Raw genomic sequence first — 13658 nt, forward strand, 5'->3', positions numbered from 1 at the left:
GAAGGCCGGGATGTGGTGGCGCACGGCGACTTCCCCCCTCTCGCCGCCCGTCACATCCCGGTCTTCCCTCAGCGGGAGCAGGCCCCCTCTCTTCTGGAGTCCTCCATGATTCGCAAGCTGCTGCTGGGAACGCTGGGCCTGTTGATGCTGGGTGCTGGGGTGCTGACGGCCGCGTGGATGTCCCTGCGCGCCACGCCCGCGCCACAAGGGCGCCTGCTGGCCACGAGCGAGGCGGAGCGCTACCTGCTGGCCGCCGCCCGTGCCGGGGAGACGGACATCGTCGCCGGGCTCGTCCAGGCGGGGACGCCGGTGGAGGCGCGGGATGCTCGCGGCTTCTCGCCGCTCATCCTCGCCGCGTACCACGGGCATGCGGACACGGTGCGCGCCCTGCTCGCCGGGGGCGCGGATGCGTGCGCTGGCGACAACAACGGCAACACCGCGCTCATGGGTGCGGCCTTCAAGGGCTATGCGGACATCGTCGGATTGCTCAACCAGCAGCCCTGCGCGGTGGACCAGAGCAACCGCTTCGGCCAGACGGCGCTGATGTTCGCGTCCTTGTTCGGCCGCGAGGAGGTGGTGGACCAGCTTCGCCAGCAGGGCGCCTCCCCCGACGTGCGCGATGGCAGCGGCCGCAGCGCCCAGGACTGGGCGCGCACGCAGGAGCCCAGCGCGCCCGTGCCGCAGGCGCCCACCGCGCCGGAGACCTCCGCCTCGGCGCGATGACACGAAGGCATTGCCCGGCCCTGGATGAGGCCCAGGAGGCCCCATCCCGGTGAAGACGCCGCCGGGAATCAGGCCAGACGGCCCGGCTGCTAGACGTACCGTGTGCCGAAGAGCTGGAGCAGCTCCGGCTCGGTGCGCAGCAGGTCCAGCGTCAGCGCTGCGTGGCCGGGCACGTAGCCGTTGCCCACCACCATGGTGACGTCCTTGCCCACGCCCTCGGCGCCCAGGGCCGCCGCGGTGAAGCTGGTGGCCATGGAGAAGAAGATGGCCGTGCCGCCGTCCTTCACCGACAGGATGGTGGCCATCTCCGTGTTGCCCACGCTGGCGCAGTTGACCACCAGGTCGCAGAGCTGGCCATCCGTCGCCCGGCTCACCGCTTCCATGACGTCCACGCCCTGCGTCGCGTCCACCTTCAGGGCCACGTCGCACAGGCCAATGCCGGACAGCAGGTCCAGCGCGCCCTGCGACACGTCGAGCGCCAGCAGCTTGCCCCGGCTCTCCAGGTTGCGCCGCGCCTGCGCCAGACACAGCGCCCCGCTCTTGCCCGCGCCCAGCACCGCCACCGTCATGCCCGGCCGCACGTGCCGGGCCACCAGCGCGGGCGCGCCACACACGTCCAGCGCCGCGAGCGCCAACGTGTCCGGCATGTCCGTGGGCAGCTTCGCGTAGATGCCGCTGGCGAACAGGAGCGCGTGTCCGCGGATGTCCACGCGGTCGATGTCCGCGTGCACCGCCTTCACCTCTTCGATGACCAGGGGCGTCAGCGTCAGGCTCACCAGCGTGGCGATGCGGTCGCCCACCTTGAGCAGCTCGCGCGCGGGGTGCCTGGCGCCCAGCTCCTTCACGCGGCCAATCAACATGCCGCCCGAGCCCGTCACGGGGTTCTGCATCTTCCCGCGCTCACGGACGATTTCCTGGATGCGCTCGCCAATGCGCTTCGCGTCGCCGCCCACCTCGCCCTTGATCTGCTTGAAGGACGCGGCGTCGATGTTGAGGCTCTCCACGTCGATGAGCAGCTCGGACTCGCGGCACGGCAGCGCAGGGTCCAACTGCTTCGCGCGCTGGGGCAGCACGCCCTTCTCGCCGACGACGCGAGACAGCCCGTAGAGGTCGATGCTCATGTTCCCGTCTCCCTGAAGGTTCTCGGGCGCCCGGCCCCGCCGCGGCGGGGCGCACCCAGGGAGGCGTCTACCCGCTTGGGCAGGGAAAAGGCCAGCGTCACGTCACGCGCGGTGGGCCGGGGCGTCCCCCAGCGGGCATCCCGTCCACCGCGAGGAGGCCCTGGCCCCGTGCGTCAGTCCTGCGCCAGGTTCGGCACCAGGACGGACAGCGAGCGCGCGAAGCGGTACGACACACCGGAGTGGCCGTCCTCGAACTCCTCGTGGACGCGCTCCACGCCCGCGTTCTTGAACTCCTCCGCGAGCATCCGCGTGCCCCAGCGGATGTTGAACTCGTCACGCGTCCCGCAGTCCAGGTACACCGTCTTCAGCTTCCGGAACGCGTCCATGAACTTCGGCACGAAGCGCACCGGATCGTGCACCAGCCACCGGTTCCACACGTCCAGCCGCAGCCGGCCCGTGTTCGCGTCGAAGGGCAGCTCCACGTTGAGCGGCTCGCCCTTCTTCGGCGAATACGCGGCGGCCATCGCCAGGACGTTCACCACCGGGAAGTCGTCCCCGCGCATCTTCGTCTCGCTCACGCGCGCCCGGAACTCGGAGTGCCACGCCTCCACGCCGCCGGCCTTCAGCAGCGCCGCCGCGGCCTTCGGCAGGTCCGGCAGGTAGCAGTATTCGAAGTAGGAATCCGCGGCGTGCGCGCCCACGTGGGAGAACAGGTCCGGGTGGTAGCGGCCCATCACCAGCGCGCCATAGCCACCGGAGCTGTGCCCCACCACGGCGCGCGAAGCCGCCTTCGGCAGGGTGCGGTAGGTGCGGTCCACGAAGCCCACCACGTCCTTGGTCAGGTAGTCGCGGTACCGGCCAATGGCGTCGCTGTTCACCCACTGGCTGCCGCCCAGCGACGTCCAGGCATCCGGGAAGACGCCAATGACGGGCGGAATCGCGCCCGACTCGACGAGCGCGTCCAGGCGCTGGGGGACGGTGGGCGCGAAGCCCGACGCGTTCGTCCAAGAGCCGCCGCTGTTGCCGAAGGCATGCAGGAAGTAGACGACGGGGTAGCGCCGATCATCCGCGCCGTAGCCCGGCGGAAGATACACGGTGAGCTTGCGGCGAGCCGGGTCCCCCAGCGGGTTCGACTCCAGCGCCGGCGACAGCAGCTCACTCGACTCCAGCAATCCATTCATCCGTGCATTCCCTTCATCGGGCCCGCGGCTACGCGCGCGAACCGGGTTGCTTCCCCAGCGCCTTCATCACCGCCTGGAGGTCCTCCCACGCCTTGCGCTTCTCCGCCGGGCTGCGCAGGAGGTACGCCGGGTGGAAGGTGGGCATCAGCTGGATGCCCTCGTAGGTGCGCCAGTTGCCGCGCAGGCGGGTGATGGGCGTGCTGTCCCGCAGCAGCGTCTGCGCCGCGAACTTGCCCAGCGCCACCACCACCTTGGGCTGGATGGCGGCCAGCTGCGCGCGCAGGAAGGGCTCGCAGGAGGCAATCTCCTCCGGCTCCGGATTGCGGTTCCCCGGTGGCCGGCACTTCACGACGTTGCAGATGTAGACGTCATCGCGGCGGTAGCCCATCGCGCCAATCATCTTCGTCAGCAGGTCGCCGGCCGCGCCGACGAAGGGCACGCCCTGCAGGTCCTCGCTCTCACCAGGGCCCTCGCCCACGAACACCAGCTCCGCGCGAGGGTTGCCCGAGCCGAACACGAGGTTCTTGCGCGTCGAGCACAGCGTGCAGCGCTGGCAGTCACCCAGCTCCCGGCGAATCTCGTCCAACGTCGGCCGCTCGCCGTTCGCCGTTCCAGGCAGCGCCCCAGCGGGCCGCGACGTGGGCGGCGGCGCATCCACACGCATCCCCGCTCCCGGCGTCCGGGGCGCCGGAGGCCGGCCCTCAACGGTGCCAAGAGCCATGCCCCCCGGACGGGCTGGGGGCGGCACCCGGGCCGGCGCTGCGACACCGTGTCCGGGCAGTCCCGCTGCACCAGCAGGAGTCGCCGGGCCCGGCCGCTCCGTGCCGATGGAACGGGGCTCCGGTGCCTGGCTTGCCAGCGGCGGCCGGGGCAGCGGTGCCTCGGGGAGAGCAGGAGGCCCAGCGTCCGCGGCCCCCTGGGTCCGGGCGAAGCGCGCGCGCAAGGAGGGAGCCGAGCGTTGGAGCTCGAGCGCCGCCTTGGCGTCAATCATCAGCACCCGGCCAGCGGCCTCCTCCTGCCAGAGGAGGTGGCGGCGCACATCGTCCAGCAGGGCACTAAGGTCCTGCGAGGCCTCGGGCGTGTCATCAATCACGGTCCTGGATCGGTATCGGACGTGGCGCCCGTGCGCAAGGAAGCGGACGCCCGAGCCGGCTGTTCGCCTCCCGCCAGAGCAGTTGCAGGCCCACGCCCGGAGTCCTACCCCGCCCTGCCCCCAGTCATCCGCCCCGGAGGCGCCCCTGGCCCACGCTATCTTGCGCCCCCAACCCGGTGTCACGCAGCGAGGAGCCGCCATGGAGCACCAGAACCCGGATTACCGCCAGGACACGGAGGCCCTGTTCACAACGGCCGCCTTCGTCATGGACCTGGGCATCCAGCCCGTGGACATCCGCCCCGGCGAGGTGGAGGCCCGGCTGGTGGTGCAGCCCCGTCACCTGCAGCAGGATGGCGTCATCCACGCTGGTGTCCAGGCGACGTTGGCGGACCATACGGCGGGCGCGGCGGCCTTCTCCGTGGTCCGCAAGGGCCAGCGGGTGTTGTCCACCAGCTTCACCGTCCACCTGCTCCAGACGGCGTCCGGTGAAGAACTTCGGTGCAAGGCCCGGGTGCTCCGCGCCGGCCGCCGGCTCATCGTCACGGAGTCCGAGGTCCACGCCATCTCCGGCGGCACGCCCCGGCTCGTGTCGAAGACCACCGTCACCCTCGCGGTGATGGAGCCCCGTTAGGACGGTGACACGAGCAGCAACTGGATGAGGGCCCGCGCCACCTCGTGCTTGCTGCCCTGGAGTTCATGCTGCGCGCCCGAGCGCGTGAGCACCGTCACCCGGTTGGTGTCCGTGCCAAAGCCCGCGCCAGGGGCCGTCACGTCGTTGGCGACAATCGCGTCCAGCCCCTTGCGCTCCAGTTTGTCGCGCGCGTGCGCCACCACGCGCTCCGTCTCCGCCGCGAAGCCCACCAGCACCGGCCGCTTCGGCTGTCCCACCACCTGGCGGGAGGCCTCCGCGAGCACGTCCGGCGTGCGCACGAGCGTCAGCGCCTCGGGCGACGTTGAAGCGCCCTTCTTCACCTTCTGCGGCGCGCGCGTCTCCGGGCGCCAGTCGCTGACCGCCGCCGTGGCGATGAACGCATCCACCGTGCCCACTCGTGAGAGCACCTCGCGCGCCATGTCGTCCGCGCTCACCACGTCCACGATGTCCAAGCCGCCGCGCTCCACGGTGCCCACGGGACCGAGCACCACTGTCACCTCGGCGCCCAGGGTCCGGGCCGCGTGCGCGAGCGCCATGCCCATCTTCCCAGTGGAGGGATTGGAGATGAACCGCACCGGGTCCAGGAACTCGCGCGTGGGGCCCGCCGTCAGCAGCACCCGCTTCCCCGCCAGCGGGCCAGCGCCAAAACGCGCCGCGACCGCCTGGACGATGGCTGGAACGTCCGCCAGTCGCCCCTCCCCCACGTCACCACAGGCCAGCATCCCCGCGCCTGGGCCCACGCGCGAGAAGCGCGGATAAGCCAGCAGGGCCACCAGGTTCTCCTGCGTCAGGGGGTTGTCCCACATGGCCACGTTCATCGCCGGCGCCAGCACCACCGGCCCCCGGAAGGCGAGCAGCGACGTCGTCACGGCGTCGTTCCCCATGCCCGCGCGGATGCGCGCCAGCAGGTCAGCGGTGGCCGGCGCCACGACGAATGCCTCGGCCCAGCGAGCCAGGTCCAGGTGGCCGAAGTTCCCCTCCTGGGCAGGGTCGAAATAGTCCGTGAGCACAGGGTGCCCGCTGAGCGCCTGGAAGGTGAGCGGAGTGACGAACTGGCGCGCGGACTCCGTCATGGCCACCCGCACCTCGGCGCCCGCACGCGACAGCTCCCGCACCAGCTCGCAGGCCTTGTACGCCGCGATGCCGCCACCCACGCCAACGACCACCCGGCGGCCCTTCAGAGTCGTCACGTCCATGCGGCTTCCTAATGCGCGGGGAGGCGGGCTCGCAACCGTCCCGGCAGGGCCTCAGCGGGCCATCATCACGACGTCACTGCTCGAAGGCACATCCACGACGCGGACCTCCGGTCCGCCTGGGGTCTCCACGTGGAAGTTGCCCCACACCAGCGTGTACCGCCCGGGACGCAGGCCGCTCAGGCGGACCTGCTCCGACCGGGGCTGGTACACGAGCTGCGCCCAGCGCGAGCGCATCAACGCCACCGCCGGAGGATTGCCCACCGCCCCCAGCTCTCCCGCGACGACCCACAGCGCCCGGCCCCGCTCCGGCTTCACCTGGACGACCAGCGACGCGGTGCCCGGCCCCGGGCCCAGGTCCAGCGACATCTCCGAGCCGCCCACCTGCACCACCAGCGCCGGCTCGCCAGAGAACTCCCGGTTCGCGCCCAGCGCGAAGCGGTAGTTGCCCGGGGAGACCTCCACGCTGTAGCCGCCATCCGGCCCGGTGACGATGGTGAGCGGTTCGCTGCGGTCCGCGTTGACGGCCTCGACCTCGAAGCCCGCCGCGGGGCTCCCGTCCTGGCGGTACACCCGGCCGCTCAAACGCGTGGCCTGCCGCAGCTTGAGCTCCACCGGCCCCCGCGCGCCCCGCTCCAACGACTGGGTGGCGCTCAACCGCCCCTTGCGCGCCGTGAGCGAGTAGCGCGTCACATAGGGCGGGCTGGCCACCGTGAAGGTGCCGTCCGGCCCGGAGAGCACGGAGTCGTCACAGACGTCGCACGACACCACGGCATCTGGCACCGGCCCGCCGCCCTCGTCGACCACGCGGCCCGAGACACCCGGCAGCTTCTCCAGCACCAGGTCTCCCAGGTCGGGCGAGACCGGGCGATCCACCATCAGCGGCTCGTAGCCCGCCGCGTCCACCGACGCGATGACGCGGTCGCCTGCCGAGGGCAACGGCAGCTCGAAGCGGCCATCCGGTGCATTCACATCGTGCTCGTCCACGCGGAAGCGGCGCACCGGCTCACCGTCATCGCCCATGACGCGCCCGCGGTAGACGTCGCGCTTCTTGAGCACCACTCGCACCGGTGGGCCACCCGCCTTGCCCTCGGCGCGCTCGATCTGGTCATAGCCCGGGTGCCGCACCTCCAAGCGGTAGCCCCGGTCCGGCCGCAGCGCACGGAACTCGAAACGGCCGCTCGCGTCGGACTGCACGGGCTCCGCGCCACGGGGCACCACCACCAACGTGGCGCCCGCTACCGGCGCGTTCTGCCCGTCCACCACCTCGCCACTGAGCGGCGCTCCGGGCTTCAGCTCCGCCTCCAGCTTCAGCGACTGCCCTTCCGTCAGCGTCACCTCCCGGCGCTCCGACGGCTGATAGTCGGGATGGGACGCCATCATCGAATACGTGCCCGCCGGCATCCCGCGCATCGGGACCATGCCATCCGAGCCGGACGGCCGGTCACTCCGGAAGATGCCCTGCTGCTCCACCCACAGCACCACGTCTGCGCCTTCCACGCGGCGGCCCTCGGCGGAGACCGTCACCTCCAACGACGCGCGAGGCTCCAGCGCCAGTTGCACGTCGGTGGCCGGCGCCGTCACCTTCAACTGGCCACCGCCCCACTCCGAGTGGTGCGCATGCAGCTCGTACAGCCCCGGCGTGGGCACCTGCGCGATGAAGCGCCCTTCCCCGTCCGCCAGCGTCGACGCGCCCGTGGGCTGCACCAACACGGACACACCCGGCGCGGGCCGGCCATAGACATCCAGCACCTGTCCGCTGATGACGGTGGCGCGCTCCATCTCCAGCTCGAGCGCCGTCTCCCCTGGCGTCACCTTCGCGGGCAGCTGCGCATCACGGAAGCCCTCGGCCTGTCCGGTCAGCACGTAGTTGCCCACGGCCAGGGGGCCCAGCGTCACCAACGCGCCGGTGCCACCGCGCTCCTGCCGGACGACTTCCCCCGTCGGCATGCGCAGCAGCAGCTCTGGTTGCGGCACGGGATGGCCGTCCTCGTCCACCACCGTGACGAGCAGGCTCCCTGCTTCCTCGAGTGCCAACGTCACCTGGGTGACGCGCTCGTCCAGTGCCAAGACGCGGGGCACGGACGCCAGGCCCTTGGCCTCCGCGGTCACCACCAATTCGTCCGGATACAAGCCGGTGAAGCGCACCGGAGCGCCGTCCGTGCGCAGCTCCCGCGACAGGTGGTCCGCGCGCAGCCGCACCAACGCGGCCGCGGGGGACCCGTTCCGGGTGACGCGGACCTCCAGGGTGCGCGCGGGCGTCAGCCTCAGGCGCACGGGCTGTGGCCCCGCCTCCACCTGGGACTCCACCGCGGGCAGGTACCCCTCCGCCGTGGCCAGCACATAGAAAGGCCCTCGCCCAGGCCCGTCAGGGTGAAGCGGCCATCCGAGCCAGTCGTGGACTCGAAGGGCAGCGGCGCCCGCCGCGACATTCCGTGCACGTGAGCCCCCGCCAAGGGCCGGCCGGCTTCGTCCACCACCTGCCCCACCAGGGTGCGCAGCGGCGGCAGGTACAGCTCCACCGGGTCTCCCGGCGCGGCCCGCTCGCGGAGCGCGACGCCCAGCCCTGGCGCGCGGGCCCACACGGAGAAGGACACGCCAGCCAGTTGCTCGAAGCGGAAGCGCCCGTCCGCGTCCGTGCTGACCGTGGCCCGCGGCGTCAGGAAGCCCTGCTGCTGCTCGAAGAACGCCAGCGTGTGCAGCGCCGTCTCACGCGCCGGGCAGGACAGGAGCGCCTGGCCACACGCATCACAATGGACGCCCAGGAGCGTCCGCTCCGCGCTGGCGGCCAGGAACACCTCCGCGCCCGCGACGGGACGACCCGAGGCGTCCAGCACACGTCCCGTGAGCGCCAACCCCTCGCCCGCGGAGGCCACGTCCACGGCGGCGAACTCCGGCAGGGCCTTGCCAGTGGCGGCGTGCCTGTCGCGAGCGGCGGGCCCCGTCTCCGTGCCGGGCCACAGCCACACCACCCCTGCCGCGAGCAGGGTCGCCATCACGCCTATGACAATCCAGTTGCGCATGCGCAGACGGCGCGGACGTTAGCCCGGGACCGGGCGCGGAACGGCCGATTCCCCCTGAAAATTCCGGACGCGTCCTTTCCCGGACGCATGGGCGAGCCGCGCCTACAGCTTGTCTTCGAGGTCATCCAGGCGCTTCTCGACCCGCTCGAAACGCTCCTGGGTCGAATCCGCCATGGAGGTCAGCAGCCGGGCCATGCGGCCCGCATGGGCCTCCATCCGGCTCATGCGTCCCGACACGGAACGCAGCCCCACGATCATGGACTCCACGGTCGACATCATCGTCTCCATGTTGCCCATCATGGAGTCCATGTTCGTCTGCATGGCCGCCATGTTCGACTGCATGGCCACCATGTTCGACTGCATGACCGCCATGTTCGTCTGCATGACCGCCATGTTCGACTGCATGGTCGCCATGTTCGACCGCATGGACACCATGCCCATCGCCATGCCTTCGACGTCCCCTTGCGTCGCCCTCAGCTCCTGGCGCAGCTCGACCACCTCGCCCAGGAACTTCACCACCACGTCGCCGCCCACCGCCCTCGCCATGCGCCGCCCTCCGACAACGGAACGGCGCGAACGTACCTGGGGCGTCTGACGAGCTTGAGATTCGGGACGAAGCTGCTTCGGTCGACGAGGGGCCATGACGCGTCCTCCTACTCCTCGGCGAACGGAGCAATCGCCTGGGCCACGGCCAGCTCCTGCCGCGCCTCGCTGAGCTCCGAGTTGGTGGCGCGAAGCCGGTCGCTGAGCACCTGGACGAAGCTCCAGAGCATCTTCACCGCGAGGATGGACTCGCGCTTCATCAGGCCCATCAGGTCCGGCCGCGAGATGACCATGGTGCGCGTGGGCTCCGTCGCCCGCACCGTCGCCGAACGCGGCGCGTTGTCGATGAGCCCCATCTCTCCGAAGTGGCCACCCGCGCGCAGCTCGGCGATCTCCACGCCGTTCTTCTCGATGGCCACCCGGCCCCGGATGACGACGAAGAGCTCCTCACCCGGCTGCCCCTCCACCACGATTTCACGCCCCGCGGGATACGTGCGCGTGGTCGCGATGGACAGCACCGCCGTCTGCTCCTTGTAGGTGAGGTGACGGAAGAGCGGAATCTTGCGCAGCGCCTCCATGCGCGACTGCGCTTCGCTCGACTCCTCGCTGACGGTGGCGCCTTCGCCCGCGACCTTCACCACCACCGCGGTGATGTTGTCCTTGCCGCCGCGCTCGTTGGCGACGTCGATGAAGCGCTTGGGCAGGTCCGCGGGCGCGATGCCGGAGATGAGCGGAAGGACCTCCTCGTCCTCGACATAGCCATGCAGGCCGTCCGAGCAGAGGATGAACATGTCCCCGGGCACCAGGTCCACGATGAGCGTGTCGACCTGGACGGACTCCTGGATGCCCACCGCGCGGGTAATCACGTTGCGGTACTGCGAGTTGGCGGCCTGGTCCTTGGTAATCGTGCCGGCCTTGAGCTGCGCGGCGACCAGCGTGTGGTCCTCCGTCAGCCGGTGACACTGGCCATGCCGCACCAGGTAGACACGGCTGTCACCCACGTGGCCGATGACGCCCTTGTTGCCGCCCACCGCGAGGCACACGAACGTCGTGCCCATGCCGCGCTTGGTCGCGTCCGACATCGCCGTCCGGTAGATGTCCGCGCACGCGCGCTGGACGGCCACCTCGACGAGCGCCGCCGCCGCGGAGCGGCTGTCCGGCGTCGGGTTGTTGCCCAGGTCCTTCAACAGATGGCGGTTGGCGGAGATGTGCTGCTTGACGACCTCCGTGGCGCGGTTGCTCGCGACCTCGCCGGCCGCGTGACCGCCCATGCCGTCAGCCACCACGTAGAGGCCGAGTGCCGCATCCACCAGCATCGCGTCTTCGTTGTGCTGCCGCCTGCGGCCGACGTCGGTCAGTCCAAAAGCTTCTGTGGTCAAGGCCACCGCGAACACTCCCGTGTGTGACAGAGGGCGACTCCGCACGTTACGCAGGCCCACGAAGACGTGGCAAGGCTCAGGGAGCCATCCTTACGGCCAGCATCCGCACAAAACCGCTGGCCGTGTAGAAGCCGACCTCCACCTGGCCGAAGCGCAACCGAGCCCCATCCGCCACCGGAACGGCCTTCCGGGGCACCAGGCGGACGCCCCCCGCCCAGGCGCCATTCTTGGACCCGGCATCCGTCAGCAGGAAGCCCGCATGGCCTTCCTCCCGGCTGAACCAGGCGTGGAACCGGGACACGCTCCCGTCGTCCAGGACCACGTCGTTGTTGCCCGTCCGCCCCACGGTGATGCCCCGCCCGAAGGCGTTCGTCCGCGATTTCACGACGGGAAACACCAATGGCCCGCTGGCCCCCAGCGTGGGGGTCCCCGCGTTCGTCACCGTCTTCAGACGGTACTCCTCCCCGTCCCCGCCGCTGCCTTCCTCCGTCGCCGGAGTGAAGACGAGCAGCGCGGCTGGCAGGTTCCGCTCGAAGACTTCTCGGTTGCGGAGGTATCGCGACACATGGGCGCTGAGCGGCTCGGGCATACGCGGCGTGCGAACAGGGTGCTCGCAAGCCACACTCTACGCAAAGCCTAGCGCCAATCCACGAACAACCCGACCATCGGGCCACCTACGAAGAAGCGGCCAAGGCTGCGGCGCTTGTAGCCAAATGCCTCGGCATACCCCACAGCGAGCCCACCGGCGATGTCCCCGAACTGGTAGCCCAGGTGGACGCGGCCCTCGATGAGGCCCGCCACGCGCCGGTCCTTCTCCAGCCCACCGTCGAAGTCCGCGCCGTAGAAGACGGGACCGCCGGTGACCTGGAAGCCCCAGTGCACCTGGCCGGGCAGGTGGTTCCGGTAGCCCACACCCAACTGCGGGCTGTGCTGGTAGAAGGAGCGCACCGCGTTCTGCGGCTTGCCCTCCTCGGCATCGGGGAACGCGAGCCCCCACGACAGACTGCCCTCCAGCAGCAAGGCGAAGGCGTCCTTGCGGTCCTGATAGAAGGTGAACTGCCACTGCACCTTCGTCTGGGAGGCCACCAGGCCGTCCTGGGCGCTGACCCCCAGAAGCACGCCGCGAGGCGCCCAGGCGGGCGTCGGAGAGCGGTGCTCCGGAGGCCGCTGCGCCTCCTGTGCGCCCGCGGAAGAGGCCAGACCAAGAACACCAACCAGCAGAACGGGAAGCTTGCGGAGCATGGGAGCCTCTTCCCGCCATGGCGCGGCCCGCTTGTCAACGGACTGTTCGTTTGGTTATGACACGCCTTTGTTACCTTCGGATGGGCCCAGGCCGGGGATGTCCTCCCGGAACCGCTCGCCGCGGGGCACAAGGAGCGGAACCCCGCATGCCAGTCGTGACAGTCCGGGCCGGAAACAAACAGCGCCCGGGTAGGTTCGACGTACTCGTCCGCAAGACCACGGAGAAGGTCTCCGACCTGCTGGAGGAAAGTGACCGGGTGCTCGTGGTCTACGAGCAGGGCTGCGCGAGCCTCTACTACGAGCGCGAAGGCGACATGCCCCACCCGCCCACGGTGAACCGCCCTTCCTGAGCGTGGTTCGCCGGCGGTCCTTCGCTACACCGCGCGCCGGCGAAGGGGCATCGTGAGGCACCGGACGCTGCCGTTGCCCCGCTCCAGCGCCTCGATGTCGACGCTCGCCACCTCGATGCCGGCCTCCTTCGCCAGAGGACGAAGGGCCACCGAGGCGCTCTCCGAGGCGAGAATCAGGTCGGGCCCCACGTAGATGAAGTTCGACATGAAGCCGCTCTCCCCTTTCGGCTCGAAGGGGATGACGCGGCGGCCCCGCTGGGCGAAGTAGCCGTCAAAGGGCTCCCAGTGCGGCGCAACGCCCTGTGCGAACACCTGGATGGGCGTGTGGCGAAGAAAGGCCCGCGCCACCACCGCCCGCGGCCCAAGCACGTTGAAGGCCAGATCCAGGTGGATGATGCCCAGGCTCTCCGGGATGCGGACGACGGCGGCCTCGCGGAAGCCCGAACGCCACGCCAGCTCCAGGAAGGGTTGAAGCGCACGCGCGTCGCTGCGCAGCCCCACGTTGACCAGCAGCCGCCCCGCGTCGAGCACGAAGACGTCCCCGAACTCGATGCGCGCGGACGTCGCGACCTCGTCGCTCGACAGCTCCGGATGGAGCTGCGACAGCGCGCGGTGCGCCACGTCGAACTCCGCCAGCCGCACGGGAAAGGCCGCCGTGCCCGTCACCAGCTGACGCCCGAGCACCGCCGCGGTGTCGCGGACAAAGACCCGGTTCACCGTGGTGTCGCTCACCGCGCGCTCGCGCTCCGGTAGCAACTCCCACAGGTCAATCGTCTGGCAACCGAGGCGCGTCAGCGTGTCCCGCAGCCGGCCAAAGGCGTCCTCCGCCTCACTGCGCGTGACAGGCCGCATGAAGCCGACCGCCGCCGCCTCCTCCGCGCTGGTGACATCCAGCGCCGCGGGCCGGAACACCGCCACGCAATCCAACTGGCCTGATTCGGACCAGCACTCGAACTCGCTGAACGCCATCTGCAAGCACCTGTCGTCACAGCGGTGAGTCAGCCCGGACTCCTGGCGCCGAGACCCCACCTGGAAAGCGCCAACCCCCTGCCTGAGCGCTGGCACCAGAAATTTACCTCGGAACTCCGTCAAGACTAGTCGGATTCAGAACGATTTCATAATAATCCAGATCTGTAGGATTTCACCTCAGGTCCGTGA

The 13658-nt window shown here is 70.3% G+C and carries 12 protein-coding genes and 1 pseudogene; 3 read left to right on the forward strand and 10 right to left on the reverse strand.

What is annotated here, in order from left to right:
* The first annotated feature begins 105 nt into the window (after positions 1-105).
* On the forward strand, positions 106-723 hold the full coding sequence (locus tag OZ403_RS22825; RefSeq protein ID WP_140792962.1) for an ankyrin repeat domain-containing protein: 618 nt from the start codon (positions 106-108) through the stop codon (positions 721-723).
* A gap of 89 nt (positions 724-812) precedes the next feature.
* On the opposite strand, the gene OZ403_RS22830 is transcribed toward OZ403_RS22825, so the two are convergent.
* The 3 genes from OZ403_RS22830 to OZ403_RS22840 form a co-directional block, all read right to left on the reverse strand.
* Positions 813-1844 carry an L-erythro-3,5-diaminohexanoate dehydrogenase gene (locus OZ403_RS22830; RefSeq protein WP_140792964.1) on the reverse strand — a complete coding sequence of 344 codons (1032 nt, stop codon included), beginning with the start codon at positions 1842-1844 and terminating at the stop codon, positions 813-815.
* A gap of 173 nt (positions 1845-2017) precedes the next feature.
* Positions 2018-3025 carry an alpha/beta hydrolase gene (locus OZ403_RS22835; protein WP_140792965.1) on the reverse strand — a complete coding sequence of 336 codons (1008 nt, stop codon included), beginning with the start codon at positions 3023-3025 and terminating at the stop codon, positions 2018-2020.
* 28 nt (positions 3026-3053) lie between these two features.
* Positions 3054-4118, reverse strand: coding sequence for a uracil-DNA glycosylase (locus OZ403_RS22840; protein ID WP_174258862.1), 1065 nt, complete (start codon positions 4116-4118; stop codon positions 3054-3056).
* Positions 4119-4317: 199 nt separating this feature from the next.
* Here OZ403_RS22840 and OZ403_RS22845 point away from each other — a divergent pair, with 199 nt between their 5' ends.
* Complete coding sequence (locus tag OZ403_RS22845; protein WP_140792966.1) at positions 4318-4749, forward strand: PaaI family thioesterase; 432 nt, start codon at positions 4318-4320, stop codon at positions 4747-4749.
* Here the strand turns inward: OZ403_RS22845 and coaBC are convergent.
* The 6 genes and pseudogenes from coaBC to OZ403_RS22875 all read right to left on the reverse strand — a co-directional run bounded on the left by coaBC (position 4746) and on the right by OZ403_RS22875 (position 12150).
* The gene (gene coaBC, locus OZ403_RS22850) at positions 4746-5966 is read right to left on the reverse strand and encodes a bifunctional phosphopantothenoylcysteine decarboxylase/phosphopantothenate--cysteine ligase CoaBC (protein WP_268781725.1); all 1221 of its coding nucleotides are present in this window, start codon (positions 5964-5966) and stop codon (positions 4746-4748) included. The genes OZ403_RS22845 and coaBC overlap by 4 nt on opposite strands.
* A gap of 51 nt (positions 5967-6017) precedes the next feature.
* Positions 6018-8986: pseudogene (locus OZ403_RS22855) on the reverse strand (carboxypeptidase regulatory-like domain-containing protein).
* Between the two features lie 102 nt (positions 8987-9088).
* Entirely contained in the window at positions 9089-9532 is a 444-nt protein-coding gene (locus OZ403_RS22860) for a hypothetical protein (protein WP_268781726.1), read from the reverse strand.
* A gap of 107 nt (positions 9533-9639) precedes the next feature.
* A complete protein-coding gene (locus tag OZ403_RS22865) occupies positions 9640-10923 on the reverse strand; it encodes a Stp1/IreP family PP2C-type Ser/Thr phosphatase (protein WP_140796553.1) in 1284 nt (427 codons plus the stop codon).
* A gap of 61 nt (positions 10924-10984) precedes the next feature.
* Positions 10985-11497 carry an FHA domain-containing protein gene (locus tag OZ403_RS22870; RefSeq protein ID WP_268781727.1) on the reverse strand — a complete coding sequence of 171 codons (513 nt, stop codon included), beginning with the start codon at positions 11495-11497 and terminating at the stop codon, positions 10985-10987.
* A gap of 47 nt (positions 11498-11544) precedes the next feature.
* Positions 11545-12150 carry a hypothetical protein gene (locus OZ403_RS22875; RefSeq protein ID WP_140792974.1) on the reverse strand — a complete coding sequence of 202 codons (606 nt, stop codon included), beginning with the start codon at positions 12148-12150 and terminating at the stop codon, positions 11545-11547.
* A 146-nt stretch (positions 12151-12296) separates the two neighbouring features.
* On the opposite strand from OZ403_RS22875, the gene OZ403_RS22880 reads away from it, so the two are divergent.
* Positions 12297-12500, forward strand: coding sequence for a hypothetical protein (locus OZ403_RS22880; RefSeq protein WP_140792976.1), 204 nt, complete (start codon positions 12297-12299; stop codon positions 12498-12500).
* Positions 12501-12524: 24 nt separating this feature from the next.
* Here the strand turns inward: OZ403_RS22880 and OZ403_RS22885 are convergent, their stop codons facing one another.
* A complete protein-coding gene (locus OZ403_RS22885) occupies positions 12525-13469 on the reverse strand; it encodes an arginine deiminase family protein (protein WP_268781728.1) in 945 nt (314 codons plus the stop codon).
* Between the last annotated feature and the right edge of the window lie 189 nt (positions 13470-13658).

Origin of the sequence: Myxococcus sp. NMCA1 (assembly GCF_026810205.1) — a bacterium.
GTDB lineage: Bacteria > Myxococcota > Myxococcia > Myxococcales > Myxococcaceae > Myxococcus > Myxococcus xanthus_A.